This is a genomic window from Streptomyces sp. NBC_01077 (assembly GCF_045162855.1).
Classification (GTDB): domain Bacteria; phylum Actinomycetota; class Actinomycetes; order Streptomycetales; family Streptomycetaceae; genus Streptomyces.
In genome coordinates this window covers 5,391,734-5,418,415 of the sequence record NZ_CP108669.1, presented here as the reverse complement: position 1 = coordinate 5,418,415, position 26,682 = coordinate 5,391,734, and the positions used below count along the sequence as shown (strand labels likewise).

Annotated in this window: 22 protein-coding genes and 1 riboswitch; of the genes, 10 read left to right on the top strand and 12 right to left on the bottom strand. The window is 71.3% G+C overall.

The features are described 5' to 3' along the window. Both murQ and OG462_RS24525 read left to right on the top strand, forming a co-directional pair. Complete coding sequence (gene murQ, locus OG462_RS24530) at nt 1–936, top strand: N-acetylmuramic acid 6-phosphate etherase (RefSeq protein WP_406060733.1); 936 nt, start codon at nt 1–3, stop codon at nt 934–936. A gap of 48 nt (nt 937–984) precedes the next feature. Beyond that, nucleotides 985–2,469, top strand: coding sequence for a PTS transporter subunit EIIC (locus OG462_RS24525; RefSeq protein ID WP_406060731.1), 1,485 nt, complete (start codon nt 985–987; stop codon nt 2,467–2,469). A 74-nt stretch (nt 2,470–2,543) separates the two neighbouring features. Here the strand turns inward: OG462_RS24525 and OG462_RS24520 are convergent, their stop codons facing one another. Further along, a complete protein-coding gene (locus OG462_RS24520) occupies nt 2,544–4,088 on the bottom strand; it encodes an alpha/beta hydrolase (protein ID WP_406060729.1) in 1,545 nt (514 codons plus the stop codon). A 383-nt stretch (nt 4,089–4,471) separates the two neighbouring features. Here OG462_RS24520 and OG462_RS24515 point away from each other — a divergent pair, with 383 nt between their 5' ends. After that, the gene (locus tag OG462_RS24515) at nt 4,472–5,410 is read left to right on the top strand and encodes an aldo/keto reductase (RefSeq protein WP_406060727.1); all 939 of its coding nucleotides are present in this window, start codon (nt 4,472–4,474) and stop codon (nt 5,408–5,410) included. 11 nt (nt 5,411–5,421) lie between these two features. Beyond that, on the top strand, nt 5,422–6,159 hold the full coding sequence (locus OG462_RS24510) for a transporter substrate-binding domain-containing protein (protein ID WP_406060725.1): 738 nt from the start codon (nt 5,422–5,424) through the stop codon (nt 6,157–6,159). 50 nt (nt 6,160–6,209) lie between these two features. On the opposite strand, the gene OG462_RS24505 is transcribed toward OG462_RS24510, so the two are convergent. Together OG462_RS24505 and OG462_RS24500 are read right to left on the bottom strand one after the other, a co-directional pair. Then, nucleotides 6,210–7,502 (bottom strand): lysine 2,3-aminomutase, encoded by a 1,293-nt coding sequence (locus OG462_RS24505; RefSeq protein WP_406060723.1) that lies wholly within the window; start codon nt 7,500–7,502, stop codon nt 6,210–6,212. Nucleotides 7,503–8,020: 518 nt separating this feature from the next. Then, nucleotides 8,021–11,221 carry an FG-GAP-like repeat-containing protein gene (locus OG462_RS24500; protein WP_406060721.1) on the bottom strand — a complete coding sequence of 1,067 codons (3,201 nt, stop codon included), beginning with the start codon at nt 11,219–11,221 and terminating at the stop codon, nt 8,021–8,023. Nucleotides 11,222–11,601: 380 nt separating this feature from the next. On the opposite strand from OG462_RS24500, the gene OG462_RS24495 reads away from it, so the two are divergent. Beyond that, complete coding sequence (locus tag OG462_RS24495) at nt 11,602–12,468, top strand: class I SAM-dependent methyltransferase (RefSeq protein ID WP_406060719.1); 867 nt, start codon at nt 11,602–11,604, stop codon at nt 12,466–12,468. 61 nt (nt 12,469–12,529) lie between these two features. Further along, complete coding sequence (locus tag OG462_RS24490) at nt 12,530–12,850, top strand: deoxyxylulose-5-phosphate synthase (RefSeq protein ID WP_406060717.1); 321 nt, start codon at nt 12,530–12,532, stop codon at nt 12,848–12,850. A gap of 10 nt (nt 12,851–12,860) precedes the next feature. Here OG462_RS24490 and OG462_RS24485 read toward each other — a convergent pair whose 3' ends face one another. The 5 genes from OG462_RS24485 to thrC form a co-directional block, all read right to left on the bottom strand. Next, the gene (locus OG462_RS24485; protein ID WP_406060715.1) at nt 12,861–13,331 is read right to left on the bottom strand and encodes an SRPBCC domain-containing protein; all 471 of its coding nucleotides are present in this window, start codon (nt 13,329–13,331) and stop codon (nt 12,861–12,863) included. A 125-nt stretch (nt 13,332–13,456) separates the two neighbouring features. After that, on the bottom strand, nt 13,457–15,085 hold the full coding sequence (gene groL, locus OG462_RS24480) for a chaperonin GroEL (protein WP_017238234.1): 1,629 nt from the start codon (nt 15,083–15,085) through the stop codon (nt 13,457–13,459). A gap of 332 nt (nt 15,086–15,417) precedes the next feature. After that, a complete protein-coding gene (locus OG462_RS24475) occupies nt 15,418–15,621 on the bottom strand; it encodes a cold-shock protein (protein WP_015035246.1) in 204 nt (67 codons plus the stop codon). Between the two features lie 458 nt (nt 15,622–16,079). Continuing rightward, a complete protein-coding gene (locus OG462_RS24470) occupies nt 16,080–16,358 on the bottom strand; it encodes a MoaD/ThiS family protein (RefSeq protein WP_406060713.1) in 279 nt (92 codons plus the stop codon). A 63-nt stretch (nt 16,359–16,421) separates the two neighbouring features. Next, nucleotides 16,422–17,732 (bottom strand): threonine synthase, encoded by a 1,311-nt coding sequence (gene thrC / locus OG462_RS24465; RefSeq protein ID WP_406066692.1) that lies wholly within the window; start codon nt 17,730–17,732, stop codon nt 16,422–16,424. Next, a riboswitch (SAM riboswitch) is annotated at nt 17,726–17,921 on the bottom strand. (Overlaps the previous gene by 7 nt.) Before the next feature lie 160 nt (nt 17,922–18,081). Here thrC and OG462_RS24460 point away from each other — a divergent pair. From OG462_RS24460 to OG462_RS24450, 3 genes are all read left to right on the top strand, one after another. Further along, entirely contained in the window at nt 18,082–19,050 is a 969-nt protein-coding gene (locus OG462_RS24460) for a glucosyl-3-phosphoglycerate synthase (protein WP_406060711.1), read from the top strand. A gap of 38 nt (nt 19,051–19,088) precedes the next feature. After that, nucleotides 19,089–20,909, top strand: a complete 1,821-nt coding sequence (locus tag OG462_RS24455; RefSeq protein ID WP_406060709.1) for a hypothetical protein — start codon at nt 19,089–19,091, stop codon at nt 20,907–20,909. A gap of 99 nt (nt 20,910–21,008) precedes the next feature. Further along, nucleotides 21,009–22,448: a trehalose-6-phosphate synthase gene (locus OG462_RS24450; protein ID WP_406060707.1), complete on the top strand. Its 1,440-nt coding sequence runs from the start codon at nt 21,009–21,011 to the stop codon at nt 22,446–22,448. Here OG462_RS24450 and OG462_RS24445 read toward each other — a convergent pair. Beyond that, nucleotides 22,445–22,792, bottom strand: a complete 348-nt coding sequence (locus OG462_RS24445; RefSeq protein ID WP_406060705.1) for a winged helix-turn-helix transcriptional regulator — start codon at nt 22,790–22,792, stop codon at nt 22,445–22,447. The two genes, OG462_RS24450 and OG462_RS24445, sit on opposite strands and share 4 nt — an antisense overlap. A 99-nt stretch (nt 22,793–22,891) precedes the next feature. Between OG462_RS24445 and OG462_RS24440 the strand changes: the two genes are divergently transcribed. Continuing rightward, nucleotides 22,892–23,782, top strand: coding sequence for an NAD(P)-dependent oxidoreductase (locus OG462_RS24440; protein ID WP_406060703.1), 891 nt, complete (start codon nt 22,892–22,894; stop codon nt 23,780–23,782). 25 nt (nt 23,783–23,807) lie between these two features. Here the strand turns inward: OG462_RS24440 and otsB are convergent, their stop codons facing one another. The 3 genes from otsB to OG462_RS24425 form a co-directional block, all read right to left on the bottom strand. Next, complete coding sequence (gene otsB, locus OG462_RS24435) at nt 23,808–24,650, bottom strand: trehalose-phosphatase (RefSeq protein WP_406060701.1); 843 nt, start codon at nt 24,648–24,650, stop codon at nt 23,808–23,810. A 315-nt stretch (nt 24,651–24,965) separates the two neighbouring features. Next, complete coding sequence (locus OG462_RS24430; RefSeq protein WP_406060699.1) at nt 24,966–25,229, bottom strand: DUF3263 domain-containing protein; 264 nt, start codon at nt 25,227–25,229, stop codon at nt 24,966–24,968. A 12-nt stretch (nt 25,230–25,241) separates the two neighbouring features. Further along, nucleotides 25,242–26,549 (bottom strand): ABC transporter substrate-binding protein, encoded by a 1,308-nt coding sequence (locus OG462_RS24425; RefSeq protein WP_406060697.1) that lies wholly within the window; start codon nt 26,547–26,549, stop codon nt 25,242–25,244. Nucleotides 26,550–26,682 lie beyond the last annotated feature (133 nt).

Below are 26,682 nucleotides of genomic sequence, written 5' to 3'. Positions count from 1 at the left end.
GTGTCTGCTACGTACTCCGAACTCCGCGCCCAGCTGGCCACCCTCACCACCGAAGCGTTCCGTCCGGAACTGGCCGAGATCGACCAGCTCCCCACCGCCGAGATCGCCGCGCTCATGAACGGCGAGGACGCCACCGTCCCCGCCGCCGTCGCCCGGCAGCTCCCCGCCATCGCCGCCGCGATCGACGCCACCGCCGCACGCATGGCCCGCGGCGGACGACTCATCTACATGGGCGCCGGCACCGCGGGCCGCCTCGGCGTCCTCGACGCCAGCGAGTGCCCGCCCACCTTCAACACCGACCCGAGCGAGGTCGTCGGCCTCATCGCGGGCGGCCCGTCCGCCATGGTCAAGGCCGTCGAAGGCGCCGAGGACTCGAAGGAGCTCGCCGCCGAGGACCTCACCGCGCTCGGCGTCACCGCGAACGACACCGTCGTCGGCATCTCCGCCTCCGGCCGCACCCCGTACGCCATCGGCGCCGTCGAGCACGCCCGCGCACAGGGCGCGCTCACCATCGGCCTCTCCTGCAACGAGGACAGTGCACTCGCCGCCGCCGCCGAGCACGGCATCGAGGTCGTCCCCGGCCCGGAGCTGCTCACCGGCTCGACCCGGCTCAAGGCGGGCACCGCCCAGAAGCTCGTCCTCAACATGATCTCGACGATCACCATGATCCGGCTCGGCAAGACGTACGGAAACCTGATGGTCGACGTCCGCGCCTCCAACGAGAAGCTCCAGGCCCGCTCGCGGCGCATCGTCGCGCTGGCCACCGGCGCGCCCGACGAGCAGATCGAGACCGCCCTCGCCGCCGCCGACGGAGAGGTGAAGAACGCGATCCTCATGATCCTCGCCGGCATCGACGCCCCGACGGCCGCCCAGCGGCTGACCGTCTCCCAGGGCCACCTGCGCGCGGCGCTGCACGCGACCGAGCCCACCCCGTAACCCCCTCACCCCCCAGAGGCACCCCTCACAGCAAGGCACCACCGCACCATGAGCACAGACGACAAGAACCGCGCCATCGCCGCCGCGATCCTCCCCCTCGTCGGCGGCGCCGAGAACATCAGCTCCGTGGCCCACTGCATGACCCGCCTCCGGCTGGGACTGCACGACCGCTCACTCGTCCAGGACGAGGCCCTCAAGGCCCTGCCCTCCGTGATGGGTGTGGTGGAGGACGACACGTACCAGATCGTCCTCGGCCCGGGCACCGTCGCCCGCGTGACCCCGGAGATCGAGGCCCTGGTGGCGGCGGCCCCGCAACCGACGCACTCGGCAGACGATCTCGCGGCGCAGGGCGCGGCCCTCAAGGCGGCGCAGAAGGCGAAGAACTCCACCCCGTTCAAGCTCTTCCTCCGCCGGATCGCGAACATCTTCGTCCCGCTGATCCCCGCGCTCATCGGCTGCGGCATCATCGCCGGCCTCAACGGCCTGCTGATCAACCTCGGCTGGCTGCCCGGCGTCACCCCCGCGCTCGCGGCGATGGCGAGCGGCTTCATGGCCCTCATCGCGGTCTTCGTCGGCTACAACACGGCGAAGGAGTTCGGCGGCACGGCGATCCTCGGCGGCGCGGTCGCGGCGATCATCGTCTTCCCCGGCGTCGCCAAGATCGACGCCTTCGGCCAGACGCTCTCCCCCGGCCAGGGCGGTGTGCTCGGCGCGCTCGGCGCGGCGATCCTCGCGGTGTACGTGGAGAAGTGGTGCCGCCGCTGGGTGCCGGAGTCCCTCGACGTCCTGGTCACCCCCACCCTCACGGTACTGATCTCGGGCCTCGTCACGATCTTCGGCCTGATGTTCGTGGCCGGTGAGATCTCCACCGCCATCGGCGAGTTCGCCAACTGGCTGCTCGCGAACGCGGGCGCCGGAGCCGGCTTCCTCCTCGGCGGCCTCTTCCTGCCGCTGGTGATGCTGGGCCTGCACCAGGCGCTCATCCCGATCCACACGACGCTGATCGAGCAGCAGGGCTACACGGCCCTCCTCCCCATCCTCGCGATGGCGGGCGCAGGCCAGGTCGGCGCGGCGATGGCCGTCTACCTGAAGCTCCCGCGCAACGGCTCGATCCGCCGCACGATCAAGTCCGCGCTCCCGGCCGGCTTCCTGGGCGTCGGCGAGCCGTTGATCTACGGCGTCTCGCTCCCGCTGGGCCGCCCGTTCATCACGGCCTGCGTGGGCGGAGCGTTCGGCGGCGGCTTCATCGGACTGTTCAGCATGCTGGGCGACACGGTCGGCTCGACCGCGATCGGCCCGTCCGGCTGGGCGCTGTTCCCGCTGCTCGACGGAAACAAGGGCCTGGGCGAGACGATCGCGATCTACGCGGGCGGCCTGATCGTCGGCTACCTGGCCGGCTTCGTGGCGACGTACTTCTGGGGCTTCAGCAAGGAACTCCTGGAGGAGTTCAACGTGGACACGGAGACGGAACAGGCGGAGGTCACGGTGGCGAAGGGCGGCCCGACGCCGGAGCGGGAGCCGGTGAAGGTCTGAGCACCCGCATCTGAGCACCCGCGTACGAAAGGGCCCGGCCGGAAGGAATCCGACCGGGCCCTCGGCTGCACCCGTCACTTACAGAGAACGTCCTCACCGGGCCGGACACCGTCCGTCAGGAACCGGGTCACGGCCAGATCGCCACAAGCATTCCCGTTCCCGAGGTAGACCCCGTGCCCGCCGTGGTCGACGGAGACGAGCCGCGCGCGGTCGCCGAGTGCGCGCCGCATGCCCATCCCCTTGGAGTACGGGGTGGACGGATCCCGCAGGTTCTGGATCATCAGGATGTTGGACGGCCCCAGGTCGGTGATGCGGACGGGCTTCTCCACCGCCCCGCCCTTCCAGAAGGAGCAGGGGGTGATGTTCGCCGGCATCCCCGCCGTCAGCGGGAACCGCTCCCGGTCGGCCGCGACGGCCCGCTCGTGCGCCGGTACGGACGCGGGCCAGTTCACGTCGTTGCAGATCACGCCCACGGTGATGGCCGCGGCGTCGTCCGGCATCGCCCCCGCCAGCTCACGCGGCAGCACCGGCTCGCCCTTCGGGTCGAGCGCCTCCGTCACCAACTGCGCGAAGGACGGGAAGAAACCGTCGGAGTAGAGCGCGAGCTGGAGCCCCTGGAGCAGCATCGACCCCGTGAGCGGGGGCCCGGGCTTCACGGGCTCGCCCGGCGCACCGGGCAGCACGGAGGCGTGCGGCTCCCGGTCGAGCCGGCCCGCCAGATCCATGACGACCGCCCGTACGTCCTCCGGCCGCTCCGCGAGCCGCAGCCCCTCGACCGCCCGGTCCGGGTGCGCCGCGTAGGCAGCGAAGTCCGGGAACCGGTCCTCGGCGCCCTGCGCCATGCCCTCCAGCCAGCCCCGGGCGACCCGCTTCGGGTCGGGGTCGTTGCTGCTGTCCAGGACCCAACGGTCGGTCCGGTGCGGATACTTCTCCGCGTACGCGGCCGCCACGTACGTCCCGTACGACACGCCCCACGCCGACAGCTTCCGCTCGCCGAGCGCCTTCCTCAGCTGCTCCAGGTCCCGCACCTGATTGGCGGAGGTCAGCCCGCGCAACATGGCACCCCCGTTCCGGGCACAGGCCTCGGCGACCCGCTTCGACCGGGCCACGTTCTCCTCGATCCCCCCATCGGCACTCGGCCACGACCGCAGCGTCATCATCCACCGGTCGCCCTCGTCGAGCCCGCACCGCGCCTTGGCGGAACCGCCGATCCCACGCGGGTCGAAGGCCACGAGGTCGTACGCCCCGTCCATCTCCTTCGCCAGGGCGGCACCCTTCTGCGCCAGCCGCTGCACACCGGAACTACCGGGCCCACCGGGAATCACCATGAGGGTCCCGCGCCGCGCCTCGGGACGCGCGCTGGGCAGCCGGGAGACGGCGAGCTGAATCTGCTCCCCATGGGGATCGGAGTAATCGAGGGGTACGGAGAGGGTGGCGCACCGCTGCCCGGGCAGCGGCCGCACGGCCGGGGAGCAGTCGCCCCACGTCAACCCGGCCGCGCGCCCGGCTCCGCCGGCGGCGGCAGCGGCGGTGGCACTGCCCCCGGTGAGGGCGGCCCCGGCGACGGCGGCGGCGGAGAGGGCGAGGAGGAGGGCCTTGCGACCACGGTTCGTTGTCATGCGCACAGCCTCGCGGACCGAAAGGCCGGCCCCCATCCGGCAAGCAGGCGAGTCAGGGGTAGGGCCAACCCCCGCAGGAACGGGGGGCGTTCGGGCGCGAGGGGTACGGGGCTCAGGCCCCCAGGCCCCGAAGGTGATCGCACCTGGCGGGGTGCGGGTGGGACCGCCCTCTTTCCGAGAGTCGCTCCTTCCGGTGGTGCGTCAAGGGCGCTCCTTCGACGCGGCGGTGGAGGACGCCACACTCGGAAAGAGGGCGGCCGCACCCGCACCCCACCCGAAACCCCCACCCCCAGCACCTCTACGCCGGGTCCCGCCCCACCCCACCCCGCCCCCGCGCCATAACCGATGGAAGTCGCGCGCACCCCTGAGGGATCATCCCCCGCATGACCACCACCCCCACCCTGCCCACCACCCCCGCGTCCGCCTCCGGTACTTGGACCCTCGGCGACCTCACCGTCAATCGCATCGGCTTCGGAGCCATGCGGCTGCCTCAGCGCGGTGCGGCCCTCGTCGAGCACGCCGTACCCAGAGATCGCGACGAGGCGATCGCCGTTCTGCGCAAGGCCGTTGACCTCGGTGTGAATCACATCGACACCGCCGCCTTCTACTTCTCCCCGCTCCGCTCCGCCAACGAGCTGATCAGCAGCGCCCTCGGCGGGTCCTACCCCGACGATCTCGTCATCGCCACCAAGGTCGGCCCCTGTCGCGACGCCTCCGGCGCCTGGAGCGAGCACGCTCGCACCCCCGCCGCCCTGCGCGGCCAGGTCGAGGAGAACCTGCGCCAGCTCGGTCGCGACCACCTCGACGTCGTCAACCTCCGTATCGTCGGCACCGATTCGATCGCCGAGCGCTTCGGCGCCCTGGCCGAGCTCCGCGAGGCCGGCCTCATCCGCCACCTCGGCCTCTCCAACATCACTCCCGCCCACCTCACCGAGGCCCAGGAGATCGCCCCCGTCGTCTGCGTGCAGAACATGTACGGGATCGGGGTCCGCCCCGAGTACGAGGACTTCGTCCGTCTCTGCGGCGAGCAGGGCATCGCCTTCGTGCCCTTCTACGCGATCGCCGCCGCCGGACGCCAGGGCGGAGCCACCGCCCCCGAGAGCCCCGAAGTCCTCACCGTCGCCGAGGCCCACGGCGCGAGCCCCGCCCAGGTCCGCATCGCCTGGACCCTCCACCAGGGCCCCCACCTCCTCGCCATCCCCGGCACCGGCGACCCGGCCCACCTCACCGCCAACGTCGCCGCAGGCGCCCTCCGCCTCACCGCCGAGGATCTCGCCCTCCTCGACGGGCTGCACCGCAAGCCCGCTTCCGACGCTCCCTAGACTCCACCCTCATGACGACCACGCCGCGCCCCGCTCCCACGCCCGCCATCGCCGCCGACCTCGCCCCCACCGGCACCCTCCGGGCCTCCGTCAACCTCGGGAACCCCGTGCTCGCGCAGGGGACTCCCGAGGCGCCGTCCGGGATCACCGTCGATCTGGCACGGGAGATCGGGGCACGACTCGGTCTGCCGGTCGAGTTGCTCTGCTTCGATGCGGCGCGGAAGTCCTTCGAGGCGATGGCCGACGGCCGCGCCGACCTCTGTTTCCTCGCCGTGGATCCGGCGCGGGAGACGGAGGTCGCGTTCACCGCCCCGTACGTCGTCATCGAGGGTGTGTACGCCGTCCCGCGCGACTCCGGCCTCACGACCGTCGAGGACGTGGACGTCCCCGGCATCCGGATCGGGGTCAAGCAGGGGTCCGCCTACGACCTCTTCCTCTCGCGCTCCCTCGCCCACGCGACGGTCGTCCGGGGGGAGGAGGGCGTCGACACGTTCCGCAAGGAGGGTCTGGAGGTGGGCGCCGGCATCCGGCAGCCGATGACCTCGTACGTCGCCGAGCATCCCGAAGTCCGGTTGATCGAGGGCCGGTTCATGGAGATCCGGCAGGCGGTCGGCACGACGGTCACCCGCGCCCCGGAGACCGTCGCCTTCCTCCGCGCCACCGTCGAGGAGCTGAAGGCGAACGGCTTCGTCGCGGACTCGCTCCGCCGCGCCGGGCAGGATTCGGCGCTGCTCGCCCCGCCCGCCTGAGTTCCTCGGAAGGCCTGGAGGCCTTGGAGACGTGGAAGGCCTGGTAGACCTCAGCCGACCACGTCCGCCGGCGTCAGCGGCTTCCCCGGGATCAGAATCCGGTCCCGGGGTCCGTACGGGACGAGCTCGTCCCACCACCTCGCCGCCGGATCGAAGCGGGCGTACGCCACCGTGCCGGCCAGGGCGGGATCGCGTGGTCGGAGCGCGCGGAGGGCGAAGGCGGGGCCGTACCGGAGCTGGACGATCCCCTCGACGGCGAGGCGGCCGAGCTCCGTGGACATCACCGGGCTCCCCGCCGTCGGTGCGAGCCCCGGGGCCTGCCGTACCGCCTCCGCATGGACGTCCAGGACCGTGGCCAGCGGCAGACCGAAGCAACGGCGTGCGCCCGCGCCGCGTTCGACGAGCATGCGGTACGGGACGAGGCCGAGTCCGGCCTGTTCCCGCCACATCCGGGCCCAGACTCCGGCGTCGTCGTTGACGTGCCGCACAACCGGGGACTCGGTGCGCAGCACCGCACCCGTGGCGAGGAGGCGGCCGACGGCTCGGCGGGCCGGTTCCGGGTCGAGCTCCCGGGGGTGGGAGACGTACAGCAGCAGGGAGAGGTGGCGGCCGGAGGCGACGATCCGTTCGAGGAGGCGGAGGAGGTCGTCGGCAGCAGCAGCAGCAGGAGTGTCAGCTGCGTCGGCTGCGTCGAGGAAGCGTTCCGGGGAGGAGGCCACCGCCCTTGTGCCGATGCGGATCGTCCGTACGTGGGGACGGTCCAGGAGCGGTGAGACGTACGCGTCGAGCTGTGCGGCCCCCATGGCGAGCGGGTCCTCGCCGCCGAGGACGACGTCGGTGATCTCCGGGTGCCCGGTCAGATAGGCGGTCATCGCCGCGGGCCCGCCGTCCGCCCGGCCGCGCGCCGGGTCGCCGGTGAACCGGGGCCAGCGGAAGCAGGACGCGCAGTGGCTGGGGCAGGCGGTCCGGCCCTGGTCGGCGAGGACGAGCAGAGTGTCCGGGTACGTGTGGCGGACGCCCCCGGGGTCCCGGCCGGCCGGGTGCGGGTCGAGCCGTTCGCGCAGGCCGTCCACGACGAGCCGTAGTCGGTCCCGGTCTCCGCTCCGCAGGGTCTGCTCGACGGCGGTGAAGTCCGCGGGGGCGAGCAGGTCGCGATGGGGCATGGCGAGCCGGTAGAGGGGGTCGTCGGGGGCGCGCGACCAGTCGATGAGTTCGTCGGCGACGTGGGAGCCGACCCTGAAGGGCAGTACCCGGCCGACGACGTCGGCGTCGTGGGCGAGGGCGGGCTGCCCGGTGCGGTCGGCGATGAGTCGGACGAGGCGGTGACCGGAGTAGACGGTCACCCGTCCCCCCTGGCCGGAACGTCGGTCGTCTGCACGGTCTTTGCCTCCCCGAAGGGTTCGCTGAGGGCCGGTGCGGCGGCGCACCCCAGGGCGATGATGGGGAGTGCGGCCGCAGCCGCCAAGAGCGCTAGCGGTGGCCCGGGTCGGGGGCAACCCAGGACTCCGGCCAATCGTCCGCGACGCGTACCGGACAGTGGCGCTCGGCACCGACGGCCGGTCCGCGCCGATACGACCGGGTTCACACCCGGGGACTTTCGGCCGGGACGTACGGGCGCGTACGGGTGGGGCATCTGTCAGATTGGCGCCTTTCCTCCGGCAGGGAGGGGAACGGCTGGAGAACTTGGCTCGTCTGGGAGACCTGGCCCGGTACGGAAGACCTGGCGCGGCATGGAGGACCTGGCACTGCTGGAACGGCTGGAGAACTTGGCTCGGCTGGAACACCTGTCACGCACCGAGGGCCCGGCCCCCACGTACACGCACGTGGTGGCCGGGCCCTCGGCAGCGGATGGGCGGGAGCGTCAGTAAAGGCCCTTGAAGCCGTTCCAGCCGCCCGAACCGATCAGCACCCGCGCGCCGTACAGCCCCGCTCCGTTGCTGCTGTACCGCCACAGCTTGCCGGCGGTGTCGCGGGCGACGAGGTCCGCGCGACCGTCACCGGACAGGTCGCCGACGGCGGCGAGGGCGGAGTAGGCGTTCCAGCCGGGGCCGATCTTCACGCGCGCCGTCACACCGCCGGTCACCGTGCCGTAGTACCGCCACAGCACGCCCGCCGCGTCCACGCCGAGGAGGTCGCCCCGGCCGTCGCCGTTCAGGTCGCCGGCGCCGACGATCTTCTTGTACAGCTTCCAGTTGGTGCCGATCCTCACGCGGGACTTGACCCGGTGGTCGGCCGTACCGGCATAGAAGTACAGGTCACCGGTGGACGCCTGACGCGCGATCAGGTCGATGTATCCGTCGCCGTTCGCGTCACCGGGCGACGTCAGCACGTCGTACTGACCCCAGCCCGAGCCGATCGACGCGTACGGCGACGAGGCCGACACGACCTTTCCGCAGCCCGGCCGGTACGCCCGCAGCTGGTCGCCCACCCGGGCGAGGACGTCCGCGCAGCCGTCGGCGTTCACGTCGCCGAAGGGGACGAACGTCGACGAGGTGGCGAACTTCGTCCCCGTACCGGCGATCTTCGCCGTGAGCGCGCCCGTGCCCGTACCCCGGTACATCGACACCAGGCCCGCCGTGTCCATCACGAGCAGGTCGCCGACGCCGTCGTCACCGCCCATGTCGCGCCACACCGCGGCGCCACCGGTCACCGACACGGCTCCCGAGACCGACAGGTCGGCGGCCTGGCCGTCGGCGGCCTTCGCCGTCAGGGTCCAGGCGTACGCCCCGTTCGCGACGGTCCGGCCCGTCGCGTCCTTGCCGTCCCACGCGGAAGCGACCAGACCGCGGGCCTCGCCGCCCGTCAGGGTGCGGACGACCTTGCCGGTCGCCTTGTGCCTGAGCGCCAGGGACCAGGAGGCGGCGGGCTTGGACAGCCACCAACGCGGCTTCCAGGCACCCGACTTGACGTTGACGGACGCTGCCGCGTCCGTGTCGATGATCGCGATCCGGGAGGCCGGGACGCCGGACGGGACGACGCGCACCCGGCGGTCGTCACCGGTGAAGGCGACGTGCCCGCCGAAGCGGTCGACGGTCCAGCCTGCGCGGCGGGTGGTGTTCGCGCCGAGCTGGGCAGGGGTCGCCACCACGCGCTGCGGCAGGTCGGCGACCTTTCCACTGCCGGGAATCCCGTTGTGCAGGTCGACCAGGGTGAGGCCCGTACTGTCCGAGCGGGAGACGAGGTAGCCGTCGCCGAGGAGCGTGTCGTCCGAGCCGAGGCTCATGAAGCGCTTGGTGGACCGGTCGTACAGGCCGCCGCCTCGGACGTCCCACGATTCGTCCTGGCACTTCCAGTACACCCAGCGGCCCACGGCCTGGAGGTCGGTGGGCTCACAGCGGTTGGTCGTCGTGAACGACTCGCCCGCGGTTCCCGCCGGAAGGGCCTTGGAGGTGACGGTGTTCGAGCCCTTCGTGGCGCTCCAGAGCGTGTTGCCCCAGAGGGCCGACGCCACCGGCTCGCGCTTCTGAAGTACGGCTCCGGAGTCGGTGCCGCGGAATTCGACGATCGCCTGGGACCCTCCCGAGGCCTGGTTCACGACACCGAACCGGCCGGACAGGTCGACGAGCTGGGGACTGCTGAGCCCGGTCGTCAGCCTCGGGCCCCAGGTGGCGGAGCCGTTCCGGTGGAGCACGGTCATGTCCTGCTCCGTGCCCGCCTTGCGCCCGTGGTGACCGTCACCGCTCGCGAACATGGAGACGCAGTAGACGCGCCACGTGGGGCTGCAGTCGTCGTCCCGGCCCGTGACGAAACCGTCGGTGGCCGAGCGCAGCTCCTCGGGGCGCCCGGAGGTCTTCAGCCAGGTGCTCCGGTATCCGCCGATGATGCCGCCCGGCTGGTACAGCTTCGAGTCGTCGGCCGTGGTCAGGATGCCGCTGCCGAGGGAGATGCCGGCGGGCTTGGCCTCCATGTCCTCGATGTCCGCGAGGCGCTTGCGCGTCACAGTGCCGTCGGCGGCCGCCGTGAAGCGGTAGTACCCCCAGTCGAGGGCGCCGTAGTCGGTGCGCTGCTCCGCACCGGCCACCAGGAGCGAGCCGTCGGGCGTACGGCTGAGGGAGGTGGAGGCGACGTCGAGCAGGGAGGTGTCGATGCCGTCCGGAACGTACTGCGCGAGGCGGTTTCCCCGGTACTCGTTGTTGCCCGGGTTGGGCGGGCTCACCGTGACCAGGGCGTCGCCGAGCCTGCGTACGACGTCGTCGTACGAGGCGACGTCCCGCAGGTCGAGGGTGGTCGGGGCCGCGTCCAGGTCGTCGCGGCGGTACACCTGGGCGTCGCTGCCGGACGGGGCTCCGAGGTGGAAGACGGTGTCCTTGTCGAAGGAGACGCTCTCACCGTGGGTGGACAGTGTCTTGATCTTCCCGCTCGCCAGGTCGACGACCCACCACCCCTGGCTCATCGTGGAGTCGACCCACTTGATGCCACGGACGGCGATCGACCGCGCGTCGCCCTCGCTGATGGAGAGGTTCCAGCCCTCGGGCAGTCCCTCCAGTTTCTGCTCCCTGACCCCGCCGGCTTCCGGGTGGAGGAGGTGCAGGCTCGTGACGGCGCTCTCGGTGCCGGTCCGGGTGATGACCGTGTCGCCGTACGTGCCGACGTAGGTCTGCCCCTCCGGGATGGCGACGGTGGTCGTCGCGCCGCCGCCGGCCCGCTGCTGGAGCGTCACGTGCGGGGCCGGGCTCTCCGAGTGGACGGCCACGGTGTCGGAGCCGTGTCCGAAGTCCGCCGGGTACTCGGTGAAGCGGAACTCGTCGACGTCGTACGAGAGCGGCTTCGGCAGACGGTGGTCGAGGACGGTGGTCCGACCGGTCGCGTAGTCGATCCAGCGCAGCCGGTCGTCGCCCTCCTGCGCGGTCAGGAAGCCGGTCTCACCGGCGTTCAGGACGATGGTGGCGCGGGGCACGAAGCGCGCGCCCGGGCTGACGACGACGGCCTCGCCGGTCGTGCCGGGCGTCTCGGCCGCAGCCCCCACGGTGGTGCCGACGCCGGCCGTCACCGCGAGGCTGACGGCGAGCGCGATGCGGCCGAGCGCATGGCGGCGCGGCCGTCGATCCAACGGGCTGATCACGTAGAAGTCCCTCCCCAGGGCATACGGCGCGGGGAAGGGGTCACATGATCTCGCCTCTCGTTCCCCGCGCGAGCAGGCCGACCCTAGCAGAGGCGAGTGGCGACAGAAACACGTTTTCGAACCCGTTCAATCCGGCTCGGCGCGCGCCGCTGCGTCGTGCCGGAATCCCGTACGGAAACCGGGCCGGGCGACGCCCTGGAAGGCCCCTTCCCGGGGCTGGGACGGGCGCGAGGAGCCCCCCGGGGGCGGGCCCGCCCCGCAGGGCCGCACCTCGGTCCCCAGGGTCACGGAGCGACCTCCAGTGGATCCGCGCACCACCTCTGACCTGGGCTTTTGCATCAACTCGACCTATCCTTGGGGGACTCGGAGGGGAGATCCACATGGGTCTGAACGACCACAACGACCGCGACGGCCACGGCGGCCACGGCGGCCACGGCGGCCACGGCGGCCACGGCGGCCACGGCGGCCACGGCGGCCACGGCATCCGCAACGACCGCGACATCCGCACGGTCGACGACGTCCTGAGCCTGCTCGACGGGCTCTTCGCGCCCGACGCCGACCGCTGGTCCGGCGGCGGGGCCGACTGGTGGGACGGGTTCTACGCCGACCGGGACAAGCCGGTGCCGTTCTTCGTCGCCAAGCCCGACGAGAGCCTCGTGTCGTACGTCGAGCGGGGGCTGCTCCCGGCCGGCGGCGGCCGGGCCCTCGACCTCGGGTGCGGGCCCGGCCGGAACAGCCTGTACCTCGCGTCGCTCGGCTACCGGGTGGACGCCGTCGACCTCTCCCCCACCGCCATCCGTTGGGCGGAGGAACGGGCCGGGAACGCCGGTGCCACCAACATCCGGTTCGTCCGCGGCGACGCCTTCGCGCCCGGGACCGCCCTCGACGGGCCGTACGACCTCGTCCACGACTCCGGCTGCTTCCACCACCTGCCGCCGCACCGCCGCGTCAGCTACCTCGCGCTCCTGGACCGCGTCCTCGCGCCCGGCGGACACTTCACGCTCACCGCGTTCGCCGCCGGGGAGGGCGGCATGGGATCCGAACTCCCGGACGCCGACCTCTACCGGCAGGGCCGGCTCGACGGCGGACTCGCCTACACGGACACGTCACTCAAGGCGATCTTCGCCGATCTGACGGAGATCGAGGTCCGCCGCATGCGCGACGAGCCCGCCGACTCCCCGGCCTTCGGTGAGTCCTTCCTCTGGACGGGCCTCTTCCGGCGCCACCTCGGACAAAGCCCCGGGTGACTCGGACAAGGTCTCGAGTAATTCGGTGGGGGCCCGGCACCCGGGCCCCTACGCTCGCCCCATGGGCCATGCCAAGACCTCGTACGTCTGCCTGCCGTGCCGCGCCTCGTACAAGCAGCCGTACGACAAGCAGCGCGAGCGGCGGTGTCCGCGCTGCGCCCGCGCCCTCATCCACGTGGGCTCCGCGTTCGCGCCGCCCCGCCGCCGGGACACCTCGGCCTGGCGGGCGCTGTCGGTCGTGCTCCACGCCGGCATCCGCTTCCACAAGTCCTGCTGCGGCGGCCCGGGTTACCGCCCTCGTACCCTCTCCGAGGTCAAGGCCGGCCTGGCACGCGCCCGCCGCACCGGAGAGCCGGTCGCGAAGGCCCTGCTCCACGGCTGAGGCCGCAGCCTCACATCGTCTTCAGGTACTCGGCGAGCCGGTCGTACTGTTCCCTGACGCCCGCCTCCATGCCCGCTGCCAGCGCCTGGTCCCTGATCTCGTTCGAGGGCCAGAAGGAGGTGCTGGTCAGGGCCGTGCCGCCGTCGGGGGTCGCGTCGAAGGTGAGGGTGACCCGGACCGGGTCGGCGTCCGGCATCTGCTCGAAGAACTCCGTGTAGTCGAGCCGCTCCGCCGGGACGATGTCCTCGTACGTGCCGGAGAAGACGATCTCCTGGCCGTCGGGCGCGGTCTGGCCCCAGCGCCAGGCGCCGCCGACGCTCAGGTCGATGTCGACGACGGACGTGGTCAGGCCGGACATGCCGTACCACTCCCGTACGTGCCCGGGGTGCGTCCAGGCCTCCCAGACACGGGCCGGCGGGGCGTCGAAGGTGCGGGTGACGACCAGCTCGCGGTCGGCCGGCGTCGTGAGGAGCGTGACCATGGCTGCGACCCCTTCCCGGCGGAACCCCGCCTCTTCCAGCATCCGCCGAACGCCCGAGGGCGGCACCCCCTGGTGGGGGTGCCGCCCTCGTTCGCGTTCAGCGATGAACAACCGATCCCGGAGGATCAGAAGTCCATGTCACCGCCCGGCATGCCGCCGCCGGCCGGCGCGGACGCCTTCTCCGGCTTGTCGGCGATGACGGCCTCGGTGGTGAGGAACAGCGCGGCGATCGACGCGGCGTTCTGCAGCGCGGAGCGCGTGACCTTCGCCGGGTCGATGATGCCCTCGGCGATGAGGTCGACGTACTCGTTGGTCGCGGCGTTCAGGCCGTGGCCGACGGGCAGGTTGCGGACCTTCTCCGCCACGACGCCGCCCTCGAGGCCGGCGTTGACCGCGATCTGCTTCAGCGGGGCCTCAAGGGCCAGCTTCACGATGTTCGCGCCCGTGGCCTCGTCGCCCGAGAGGTCGGCCTCGAGCTTCTCGAAGACCGAGGAAGCCTGGAGCAGGGCCACGCCGCCGCCGGCGACGATGCCCTCCTCGACGGCCGCCTTCGCGTTGCGAACGGCGTCCTCGATGCGGTGCTTGCGCTCCTTGAGCTCGACCTCGGTCGCGGCACCGGCCTTGATGACCGCAACACCGCCGGCGAGCTTCGCCAGGCGCTCCTGCAGCTTCTCGCGGTCGTAGTCGCTGTCCGAGTTCTCGATCTCGGCGCGGATCTGGTTCACGCGACCGGCGACCTGCTCGCTGTCACCGGCACCGTCGACGATGGTGGTCTCGTCCTTGGTGATGACGACCTTGCGGGCGCGGCCCAGCAGGTCGAGGCCCGCGTTCTCCAGCTTCAGGCCGACCTCCTCGGAGATGACCGTGCCGCCGGTGAGGATGGCGATGTCGTTCAGCATGGCCTTACGACGGTCGCCGAAGCCCGGGGCCTTGACCGCGACGGACTTGAAGGTGCCGCGGATCTTGTTGACGACCAGGGTCGACAGGGCCTCGCCCTCGACGTCCTCGGCGATGATCAGCAGCGGCTTGCCCGACTGCATGACCTTCTCCAGGAGCGGGAGCAGGTCCTTCACCGAGGAGATCTTGGAGTTGACGATGAGGAGGTACGGGTCGTCGAGCGACGACTCCATGCGCTCCATGTCGGTGGCGAAGTACGCCGAGATGTAGCCCTTGTCGAAGCGCATACCCTCGGTGAGCTCCAGCTCCAGACCGAAGGTCTGGGACTCCTCGACGGTGATGACGCCTTCCTTGCCGACCTTGTCCATCGCCTCGGCGATGAGCTCGCCGATCTGGGTGTCGGCGGCGGAGATGGAGGCCGTCGAAGCGATCTGCTCCTTGGTCTCGACATCCTTCGCCTGCTCGAGCAGGGCGCCCGAGACGGCCTCGACGGCCTTCTCGATACCGCGCTTGAGGGCCATCGGGTTGGCACCGGCGGCCACGTTGCGCAGGCCCTCGCGGACGAGCGCCTGGGCGAGAACGGTGGCGGTGGTCGTACCGTCGCCGGCGACGTCGTCCGTCTTCTTGGCGACTTCCTTGACCAGCTCGGCGCCGATCTTCTCGTACGGGTCCTCGAGCTCGATCTCCTTGGCGATGGAGACACCATCGTTGGTGATCGTGGGGGCGCCCCACTTCTTCTCGAGGACGACGTTGCGACCCTTGGGGCCGAGGGTGACCTTGACGGCGTCAGCGAGCTGGTTCATGCCGCGCTCGAGACCGCGCCGGGCCTCCTCGTCGAACGCGATGATCTTGGCCATGTGAAGTGGTCCTCCCGGACATGGGGTGGATAACGCTCCAGGACCGCGCCGACGCCCGCGACGGACGGCCTCCGCAGCTCCGCGTGGTTCCTTGCCCCACCCGGCCGGCGGCCTCGTCTGCCCGATCCTCGTAGCACTCTCACCTTCCGAGTGCTAACGCCAATGATTAGCACTCGCCCTAGGAGAGTGCAAGCGACTCTCAGGTTTCGGGCCCTCTCCCGGCGCCCCTCCCGGGGGGTCCGGGGCGGGTCCGGGAACGCACGAGGGGCCCGCATCCCCTCAGGGATGCGGGCCCCTCGACGGCGCTGCGTCGGTGGCCGATCGCGCCGCGCTCAGACGGCGAGCTTGACCATGTCCGCCTGCGGACCCTTCTGGCCCTGCGAGATCTCGAACTCGACTCGCTGTCCCTCTTCGAGGCTGCGGTAGCCATCCATCTGGATCGCGCTGTAGTGGACGAAAACATCCGCACCACCGTCGACCGCGATGAAGCCGTAGCCCTTCTCCGCGTTGAACCACTTGACGGTGCCCTGAGCCATGCCTAACTCCCCTATTACTGGCCCTTGCGCGGGACCCGCACTTCGCGGACCCGGGTCAGACCCTCGCCGGAACGCGTCGACCGCGGCTGAATGTATCTGCCCAACTGCCCTCTGCAACAGGTCAATCGAGCGAGAATTCTGGGCGCCGTGGAAAGGCGAATTGGGGAGAATCCCTTGAATTACGGGGCAAGTCGGGCCCGGCAAAGCGTGCAGAAGGTACACAACGCACACGCACTTTGGCTGCTTCTTGTCGTGCGGGGACGCATTCTCATATGCGTCCGGCATGAGCAGCGGAGGGGACTTCCCCAACTCTACCGCGCTCAACCATACAGAATTGCCCCTTCCGCTTTATGGCGCGGAAGGGGCAATTCAAGAAAGACAGGACAAGCGGCGAGCCGAGCGGGGCTCGCCGGAGCGGCTCGGCAGAGCGGCTCGGCGGAGCAGGTCCGCAGTACGGCTCAGCAGCCGCCGGCGACGGCCGGGATGATCGAGACGCCGGCGCCGGCCGGGGTGGCCGTCTCCAGGCCCTGCTCGAAGCGCACGTCGTCGTCGTTCACGTAGACGTTGACGAAGCGGCGCAGCTTGCCCTGGTCGTCCAGGACGCGGGCGGAGATGCCGGTGTGGTTCTTCTCCAGGTCCGCGATGACCTCGGCGAGGGTCGTGCCCTCGGCCTGGACCTCGGACTGCCCGCCCGTGTAGGTGCGGAGGATGGTGGGGATGCGGACGTTCACGGCCATGTCTTCGAAACCTTTCAGTGGGCCAGGAAAGCGGGCCTCAGTGGGCCGGGGATGCGGACCGGCTCAGAGGGCCAGGCCGGCGTCGCGGAACGCGTCCAGGCTCGGGCGGATGGTGACGGTCGCCTGAGAGGTGTCGGCCACCGCGTCCAGGGTCTTGAGTCCGTCGCCGGTGTTGAGGACGACGGTGGTGAGGTTCGGGTCGATCAGACCGTTCTCGACGAGCTTCCTCGCGACGCCGACGGTCACGCCGCCCGCGGTCTCGGCGAAGATGCCCTCGGTCTGCGCGAGGAGCTTGATCGCGTCCACGACCTGCTCGTCGTCGACGTCCTCCACGGCGCCGCCGGTGCGGCGGGCGATGTCGAGGACGTACGGGCCGTCGGCCGGGTTGCCGATCGCGAGCGACTTGGCGATCGTGTTCGGCTTCTGCGGGCGGACGACGTCGTGGCCGGCCTTGAAGGCCACCGACACCGGGGAGCAGCCCTCGGCCTGCGCGCCGAAGATCTTGTACGGCCTGTCCTCGACGAGGCCCAGCTTGATGAGCTCCTGGAGACCCTTGTCGATCTTCGTGAGCTGGGAGCCGGAGGCGATCGGGATGACGAGCTGGTCGGGGATGACCCAGCCGAGCTGCTCGCAGATCTCGTACGCCAGCGTCTTGGAGCCCTCGCCGTAGTACGGGCGGAGGTTGACGTTGACGAAGCCCCAGCCCTCGCCCAGCGGGTCGCCGATGAGCTCGGAGCAGAAGCGGTTGACGTCGTCGTAGTTGCCCTCGATGGCGACGAGGTCACCGCCGTAGACACCGGCCATGACGACCTTGCCCTGCTCCAGGTCGTGCGGGATGAACACGCAGGAGCGGAAGCCGGCGCGGGCGGCGGCGGCGCCGACGGCGCCGGCCAGGTTGCCGGTGGAGGAGCAGGAGAGGGTGGTGAACCCGAAGGCGCGGGCGGCCTCGATGGCCTGGGCGACCACCCGGTCCTTGAAGGAGTGGGTCGGGTTGCCGGAGTCGTCCTTGACGAAGAGCTTGCCGGGGGCGACGCCGATCTCGCGGGCGAGGTTGTCGGCCTGGACGAGCTTGGTCCAGCCCGGGTTCAGGTTCGGCTTGTCGGCGACGTCGGCGGGGACGGGCAGCAGGGGGGCGTAGCGCCAGATGTTGGCGGGGCCGGCCTCGATCTGCTTGCGCAGTGCCTCGGGGTCACCGGTGGGGAGGTCGTACGCGACTTCGAGCGGTCCGAAACAGAGTTCGCAGGCGAAGATCGGACCAAGTGCGAAGACTTCACCGCATTCGCGACAGGAAAGCCCGGACGCGGGACCGAGGTCGACCGAAGTGGCGGGGGTAACAGTCTGTACAGCCATGGAGGCGAGGCCCTTTCTCCTCATCTTTCCCATGACGAATTTTTCGCCATGAGACGGATTTGGCACCTTCCCTAGTCGGGAGCCTCGCGCAAAAAAGCTGTGCCCGTCAGGGCTCCACCAGGGGTGGTGGCCGGGAGACGGGTGGGCGAGTAACCGACTGGAGGGTTGCCGGGGCTTCAACGGGCCGTTTCCCTCTGCCCCTCTGGATGAGCGGTATTCGATTGTGAAGCGCGGTGAAGTTCCTTGCGGACTTCGTTCCTGCGCTCCGGCGCGGGCGGCACCCCGACGTGCATCGGGCATCCGCGTTGTTCAAGACTGTAACCGAAGGCCCGGACGCTTGGACCGGCCGTCCGAACCGCGAGATGGAGATCACGTGCTGGAAGAGGTGGAGCGCTGGCTGGACCGGCGGTCCTGGTCCGTGGCGGACCGGCCGCTGGAGCGAATCCTCGCCGCCAAGCGGAACACGAAGGTCAGCGTCGTCCTGCCCGCGCTGAACGAGGAGGCGACGGTAGGAGACATCGTCGCCGTGATCCGGCGCGAGCTGATGTCGGAGGCGGTGCCGCTCGTCGACGAGCTGGTGGTGATCGACTCGGGCTCCACGGACCGTACGGCGGAGGTGGCGGCGGCGGCCGGGGCGCGGGTGGTCGCGCGGGACGCGATACTCCCCCGGATACCGGCCGTGGCGGGCAAGGGCGAGGTCCTGTGGCGGTCACTGATGGTGACCACCGGGGACATCGTGTGCTTCATCGACGCGGATCTGCGGGACTTCTCCGCGGACTTCGTGTCGGGGATCGTCGGCCCGCTGCTCACCGATCCGGACGTCGACCTCGTGAAGGCGATGTACGACCGCCCGTTCGGCCCCGAGTTCAACGGGCTCGCCTCCGGCAAGACCCCTGGCCAGGGGGGTCGGGTGACGGAGCTGGTGGCGCGCCCGCTGCTGAATCTGCACTGGCCGCAGCTGGCCGGCTTCGTACAGCCGCTCGGCGGCGAGTACGCGGCGCGCCGCTCGCTGCTCGAACGGCTGCCGTTCCCGGTCGGTTACGGGGTGGAGCTGGGGCTGCTCGTGGACGCCCTGCACACGGTGGGTCTGGACGCGCTCGCACAGGTGGACGTGGGGGTGCGCAAGCACCGGCACCAGGACGGGCTCGCGCTGGGCCGGATGGCGGCGGCGATCTACCGGACGGCGCAGCTGCGGCTCTCGCGGGGTCATCTGGTGCGGCCGTGGTTGACGCAGTTCGAGCGGGGCGAGAAGGGCTTCGAGCCGCGGACGTACGCGGTGGACACGGAGGAGCGGCCGCCGATGGCCGAAATCGTGGAGTACGCGCGCCGCCGCGTGGCGTAACGCCCGATGATGATCCGCTTTGCCTACATTGCCCTTTTATGCGCTTCAGACAACATCACCTGGGCAGGGTGCTCGCGGCCGTCACGGCCGTCGGCCTGGCGGCGGGCTCGCTCGCGTTCACCGCGGGACCGGCCGCGGCGGACGTGGTCGAGCCCTTCGGCAAGCGGTACGACGAGTCGCTGTACGGCGACTTCACGACGATCGGCAACACGGTCATGGGCTGCCCGACCGCCCCCGCCGACCTGGCCGCCCGCTGTGCGACCGCGGCGAGCGGCCAGGGCTCGGACAACAACAACACCTTCGTGATGCAGCGGATCGACGCGGGCGGCACGGGGGGCGACTACGGCTCCAGCACCGGCCACGTGCAGATCCCGGCGGGCGCGGAGGTCGCGTACGCCCGGCTCTTCTGGGGCGGCAACGACGGCACGTACAAGGGTCCGAGCGGGGCGCGGCTGAAGCGCTGCGACATCTCCGGCGCGGATGTCGTGCCCTCGCCCGGCGACCCCACGACGACCGCCCCGGTGATCAGGATCGGCGCGGGGGCCGCGGCCCCGGTCTCGATCGACAGCATGGTCGCCGACCCGGCCGACACCAACGGCCCGCACTACTACACGGGCGAGTCGGACGTGACGGCCGCCTTCGCGGGCGTCTCGGGGACGGACGCGCAGGTCGCCGTCGGCAACGTCTGGGCGCCCAACGGCAAGGGCTGCGTGGCGGGTTGGTCCCTGACCGTCGTCCACAAGTTCCCCGGCCCCGACCCGGTCCGCGCCCCCGAACGGCGGAACGTGTACGTGTACGGCGGCCATGTCCTCCAGCGCTCGACCTCCCCCGCCACCACGATCACCGTGGACGGCTTCCACCGGAGCGGCGGCAAGGCGCGGGCCAGCGTCACCGCGTACGAGGGCGACTGGAACACCCCGGGTGACACCTTCCGCGTCGACGGCAAGAACGTCACCGAAGCCCACACGGGCAACACCAACAACTTCTTCATCAGCGAGGACGACGGTGCCGTCGCCCCCAAGATGAACAACAACCTGAGCATCGACGCGAAGGCCTTCGACATCCCCGAAGGCGCCATCCCGCAGGGCGCCACCTCGGCCGATCTGACGTTCGCCACCCGCGGCGACACCTACGTGCCGTCCGCGCTCGCCTTCTCCGTGCCGGTCCCCGACCTGGAGATCACCAAGACGGCGAGCCCGCGCACGGTGAAACCGGGCGACACGCTCACGTACACGATCACCGCGAAGAACGTCAGCACGCTCGACTACCCGAACGCCAAGTTCAGCGACGACCTGACCGGCAACCTCGACGACGCCGACTACAACGGCGACGTGAAGACGAACCTGGGCAGGGTGTCGTACGCGAAGCCGAAGATCGGTTTCGTGGGGAACATCCCCGCCGGGAAGACGGCGACCGTCACCTACTCGGTGAAGATCAAGGACCCGGTGACCGGCGACGGGAAGCTCCGCAACAGCGTCGAGGTGGAGACCCCGCGCTCCAACTGCGGCGACGGCAGCGAGGACCCGGCGTGCGGGGTGACCCCGCAGATCGAGAAGCCGAAGCCGACGCCCACACCGGTGGATCCGACGCCGACGCCGGTGGACCCCACCCCCACCCCCGTGGACCCGACCCCGACCCCCGTGGACCCCACACCGACACCCACCCCCACCGCTCCGGCGACGTCCGAGCCGGCCTCCCCGCCGCCCCCCGCCCCGGGACCGCACGGGAACGGCGGCGGCTCGATGGCCGAGACCGGCGGCAACGGTGAGCGACTGTGGCTGCTCGGCGCGCTCGGACTGGCGCTCGCGGCGACGGGTCTGGTGGCGAAGGCGGCGATGCGCGGCCGACGCGAGAACTGACCCCGGCACCCCCGTTCGCCCCGTTCACCCTCCGTGGCCGGATCTGCCCGTCTCGTATACGTACGTTTGAGCGTTTACGGGACGGGCTAGGTTCGCCCCATGGCATCTGTGCTTGTGGCATCCAACCGGGGCCCCGTCTCGTACGTACTCGGCGAGGACGGCGAGCTCGACGCCCGCAGGGGCGGCGGCGGCCTGGTCTCCGGGCTGAGCGCCGTCTCCTCGCAGGACAGCCTGTGGGTGTGCGCGGCACTCGGCGAGGGCGACCGGGAGGCCGTCCGGCGCGGGATCGGCGAACCGGGCGTACGGATGCTGGACATCGACCCCGAGGTGTACGCCGACGCGTACAACGGCATCGCGAACTCGGTGCTGTGGTTCCTCCACCACCACCTGTACGACATCCCGCGCGAGCCGGTCTTCGACGCGGAGTTCCGGCGCCGCTGGGAGTCCTACCGCGCCTACAACCGCGCCTTCGCCGAGACTCTGGCCGCCGAGGCGGACGAGGGCGCGGCCGTCCTCGTCCAGGACTACCACCTGGCACTGGTCCCCGGAATGCTCCGCGAACTCCGCCCCGACCTGCGGATCGGGCACTTCACCCACACGCCGTGGGTGTCGTCCGAGTACCTGCGGATGGTGCCGGACGACATCGTCGAAGAACTCCTGTGGGGCATGCTCGGCGCGGACGAGCTGGGCTTCCACACCTGGGGATGGGCGTCGGCCTTCATCGGCTGCTGCTCCCCGCGGGACGACTCGACCGGCGTGGCCCAGGGAGTCTGGCCGAGCGGCGACCCCTGGCGCGGGGTGGAGTGGCGCCGCCACGGCATCGGGAAGGGCCGCACCCGGGTCCGGGCGTACCCCCTGGGCGTGGACGGCGAGGAGCTGCGGGCCCTCGCGTACCGCCCGGAGGTGGACGAGCGGCTGGCCGGGCTCCGCGAGGAGGTCGGCGACCGGAAGACCATCGTCCGCGTCGACCGCACGGAGCTGTCGAAGAACATCCTGCGCGGCCTGCTCGCCTACCGGGAGCTGCTCACCGTCCACCCCGAGTGGCGCGACCGGGTGGTCCACCTGGCCTCGGCGTACCCCTCCCGGCAGGACCTGGCCTCGTACCGGGAGTACACCGCCTCGGTGACGGAACTGGCCGAGGAGATCAACACGGAGTTCGGCACGGCCGACTGGCAGCCGGTCATCGTCTCCGTGGAGGACGACTTCACCCGTTCCCTGGCCGCGTACCGCCTGGCCGACGTGGCCCTGGTGAACCCCGTGCGCGACGGCATGAACCTGGTCGCGAAGGAGATACCGGTGGTCTCCGAGGCGGGCTGCGCGCTCGTCCTGTCGACGGGCGCGGGCGCGTACCGGGAGCTGATGGACGACGCCCTCACGGTGAACCCCTTCGACGTCTCACAGACGGCCGACGCCCTCCACACGGCCCTGACGATGCCGGCGGCCGAACGCGCCGACCGCTCGAAGCGCCTCGCGGCGGCGGCAACGGCCCTGCCCCCACAGCGCTGGTTCCTGAACCAGCTGGAGGCGCTGGAGCGCTAGGAAGCGCCCCGCTCCCGCCGCTCGCGTCCCCAGGCCGCGAGCGGCTCCAGGGCCTCGTTGAGGCGGATGCCGTCCTTGGTGAGGCCGTACTCGACGCGGGGCGGGACCTCGTCGTACGAGACGCGGTCCACGATGCCGTCCGCCTCCATCTCCCGCAGGTGGGAGGCGAGGACCTTCTCCGTGATGCCCGGGACGAGTCTGCGCAGCTCCCCGAAGCGGTGGTGCGGCTGCTGGTGGAGCGCCCACAGGATGAGCACCTTCCACTTGCCGCCGATCACCTCCATCGAGGTGTCGATCCCGCAGACGTGCCCGTCCTCGGCTCCGGGCCGGTTCAGCGTCGCCATGTGCCCCCACCCTCCTGACCTGTTCGCTCACCCCAGGGTAACCACCCACTTCGAAGTGGGTACTTGAGCAGGTCAGAGCCCTGGAGCAGCCTTGCGGTCATGACAGCGAACCCGATTGAGAAGACCCCCGTCACCCTCCTCGGCCTCGGCGCGATGGGCACCGCCCTGGCCCGTACCTGGCTCGCCGCCGGCCACCCCCTCACCGTCTGGAACCGCACTCCTGCCCGCGCGTCCGGACTCGTCGGCGAGGGCGCGAAGCCCGCCGGCAGCGCCGCCGAGGCCGTCGCTGCGAGCACCCTGGTCGTCGTCTGCCTCCTCGACGACACCTCGGTGGGCGAGGCCCTCGCCGATGCCGACCTGACGGGGAAGGACCTCGTCAACCTCACCACCACGACCCCGGCCCAGGCCCGCGCCCGCGCCGAGTGGGCCCGCGAGCGCGGAGCCCGCTACCTGGACGGCGGGATCATGGCCGTACCGCCGATGATCGGCGTCCCGGAGGCCGGCGGGTACGTCTTCTACAGCGGCGCGAGCGAACTGTTCGCGCAGCACCGGGAGACCCTGGCCGTCCCCGCGGGCACCACGTACGTCGGCGAGGACGCGGGCCACGCGGCCCTGCACGACGTGGCCCTGCTCAGCGCCATGTACGGGATGTTCGCCGGGGTGCACCACGCCTTCGCCCTGATCCGGAAGGAGGACATCGACCCGGTCGCCTTCGCCCCGCTGCTCGTGGACTGGATCACGGCGATGGCCGGTCCGTCGATCACGCAGACCGGCCGGCAGCTGGCGAGCGGCACCCTCGCCGAGGACGTGGTCTCCAACCTGGCCATGCAGGTGGCGGGAGTGCCGACCTTCCTCGCCACGGCCGACGAGCAGGGCGTGAGCCCGGAGCTGATCAGCCCGTACTTCGAACTGATGCGCCGCCGTCTGGCCCTGGGCAGCGGCGAGGAGGGCCTCACGGGCGTGGTCGACCTGCTCGTCCGGGGGGAGTGAGGGGGGCAGGAACCCCGTACGGGGGTCAGGAACCCCGTACGGCCTCCGCGAGCGCGGCGAGGAACTCCACCACCCCCGGCGGGCCCGCCACCGCGAGGTCCCCGCGGTCGGCGAGCTCCGGGACCTCCGTGGAGCCGCTGCAGACCAGCAGGCCCGGGGTGCCGTCGGAGCGGAGCTTCTCGACGGCGGCGAAGGCGGGCAGGTCACCCAGGTCGTCGCCCGCGTACAGCACGGACCCGGCGCCCACCTCCTGTACGTACTCCGCGAGCGCGACGCCCTTGTCCATGCCGGGGGGCCGCAGCTCCAGGACCATGCGGCCGGGTTCCAGGACGAGGCCGTGGTGGGCGGCGAGGTCGCCCAGGGGGCCCTTGAGGGCCTCGAAGGCGGCCTCGGGGTCGAGGGCGCGGCGGGTGTGGACGGCGACCGCGCGCCCCTTCTCCTCGATCCAGACGCCCGGCCAGGCACCGGCCCGGTCGAGGAAGCCGGGGAGTTCGGCGCGGACGGAGGCCACGCCCGGGTGCGGGGCCGCGGCCCGGACGGTGCCGGTGACGGCGTCCCAGCGTTCGGCGCCGTAGTGGCCGAGGACGACGAGGTGCTCCAGGCCGGGGACACCGGCGAAGCCGCCGTACCGGACGGCGACCCCGGCGGGGCGGCCGGTCACGACGGCCACGGAGGCGACCTCGGGGGCGAGGGCGGCGAGCGCCTCGACGGCGCCGGGGTGGGCGCGGGCCCGTTCGGGGTCGGGGACGATCTCGGCGAGGGTGCCGTCGAAGTCGAGGGCGACGACGGCCTTCGCGGGCCGCGCGAGGAGCGCGGCCAGACCGTCGCGGCCGGCGGATGTGGTCGGGTGCGGGAGGCTGCTGACCATGCCTCCGACCCTACCGACGCGAGGCGCCCGCGTCAGGGCCACGAACGAGACGGGCCCGGCGACACCGGCCTTCGCCGACGCGCGACCTCAGCCCCCGCCCCGCCCCTGACCTGCCCCCGGCCTGCCCCTGACCTGCTCCCGACCGGCTCTCGGTGACATCCGAGCGACCTCCCGACGACACCCGACCTCAGCCGAGCGCCCTCCCGACAACACCCGACCTCAGCCGAGCGCCCTCCCGACAACACCCGACCTCAGCCGAGCACCCTCCCGAAACGTCCGGCCTCAGCCCGGTCCGGCCCGGGCGCAGCCCAAGCCTCAGCGCCGTCGCTGCTTCTCTTCCCGGACCCGCCGCAGCCGGTTCACCGTCACCGGGTCGTGTGCGAGGGCCCTGGGGTCGTCGAGGAGGGCGTTGAGCAGCTGGTAGTAGCGGGTCGGGGAGAGTCCGAGGCGCTCGCGGACCGCGCGCTCCTTGGCACCGGGGCCGGGCCAGGAGCGGCGCTCGACGGCGAGGAGGGCCTGCTCGCGCTCACCGAGCCCGCTCTCGTCGTCGCCGTCCGCCGCTTCCCGCTCCTCGGTCATACGAACAACCTATTACTCGGCGTTCTCCGCCGCCGTCGCCGCCCGACCGATCGAGCCGAGGACGTCGGCGGGACGGCCGGCCGGGGTGACGGCCTTGCCGATGTTCTGCTTGACGTTCTCGCTGACCTTGGCCCAGGACGTCTTGCCGACCGGCGGGAGCTGGCTGTCCGGGAGCGTCTTGAGGAAGACGCGCAGGTTGGCGTGCTCGGGCTCGGTCTCCATGCGGGTGGAGGCGCTGACGGTGACCGGCAGGAGGTCGTTGTCGCCGGCGAACTTCAGGACGTTCTCGTCGCTGAAGACGAAGTTGAGGAAGTCGCCGATCTCCTTGCGGTGACCGTTCTGCTTGAAGCCCATGATCCAGTCGGCGACGCCCATGGCGGCCTCGGCCTGGCCGTCGATGCCGGGGAGCGGGACCTGGCCCACCTTGACGCCCTTCTTGGCGGCTTCCTTCAGGAGCGAGGGGTGGCCGTTGAGCATGCCGACCTCGCCGTTCGCGAAGGCGGCGAACGCGGCCTTGCGGTTGAGCTTGCCGGGGGCGACGGGCCCGGTGAGGCCCTTGCCGACCAGGTTGTTCTTGAGCCATTCGAAGGTCTTGACGTTGGCCTCGGAGTCGACCGAGTAGCGGTCGGTGCCGTCGGTCCAGCCGCCGCCGCCGCTGAGCATCCACATCAGGGCCTCGGCCTGGGCCTCCTCGGGGCCGAGGGGCAGCGCGAAGGGGGTGCGGACACCGTTGTCCTTCAGCTTCTCGGCGGCCGCGGCAAGCTCGTCCCAGGTGGTGGGGGCCTTGGCGCCGGCCGCCTCGAAGAGGGCCTGGTTGTAGAACAGCGGCCGGGTGGAGGCGACGAAGGGCAGGCCGTACTGGGTCCGCTTGTGCTCTCCGGCGTCGACGAGCGGGGCGAGGAAGTTGGCCTGGACGGGTACGGAGAGGATCTCCTCGGCGGCGTAGAGCTCACCGGCGGCCGCGTAGTCGGCGTAGGCGCCGATCTGCGCGATGTCGGGGGCCTTGTCGGCCTCGACCATCTCGGCGACCTTGCGGTCGACGTCGTCCCAGGACTCGATCTGCACCTCGACCTTGACGCCGGGGTGCCCGGCCTCGAAGGCGGCGACGAGGTCGGTCCAGTACTTCTTGGTGGTGTCGCCGCCGGTGAGGTCGTAGTCGGCGGCGACCAGTCTGAGGGTCACGTCGCCGGAGTCCCCTCCGAGGGAGCCACAGCCGGCGACCGTGGCGGTCAGTCCGAGTGCGGCGACGGCCGCGGTCAGTCCAAGGAATCGTCGCCGCTCCACGGCTTCATCCACCTTTTGCTCGTCGTTGAGCTGCATCGAGCCGCACGTTTGCTCTGCGCAGGGCCGTAAGTCTCTCCCGCGCGCGGGTATGAGGTCTACACCACTCGGGTATCACTTCCGCAACGTCACGGGGACGATGACCCCATGACGGGCTCCGAATTTGTATCCG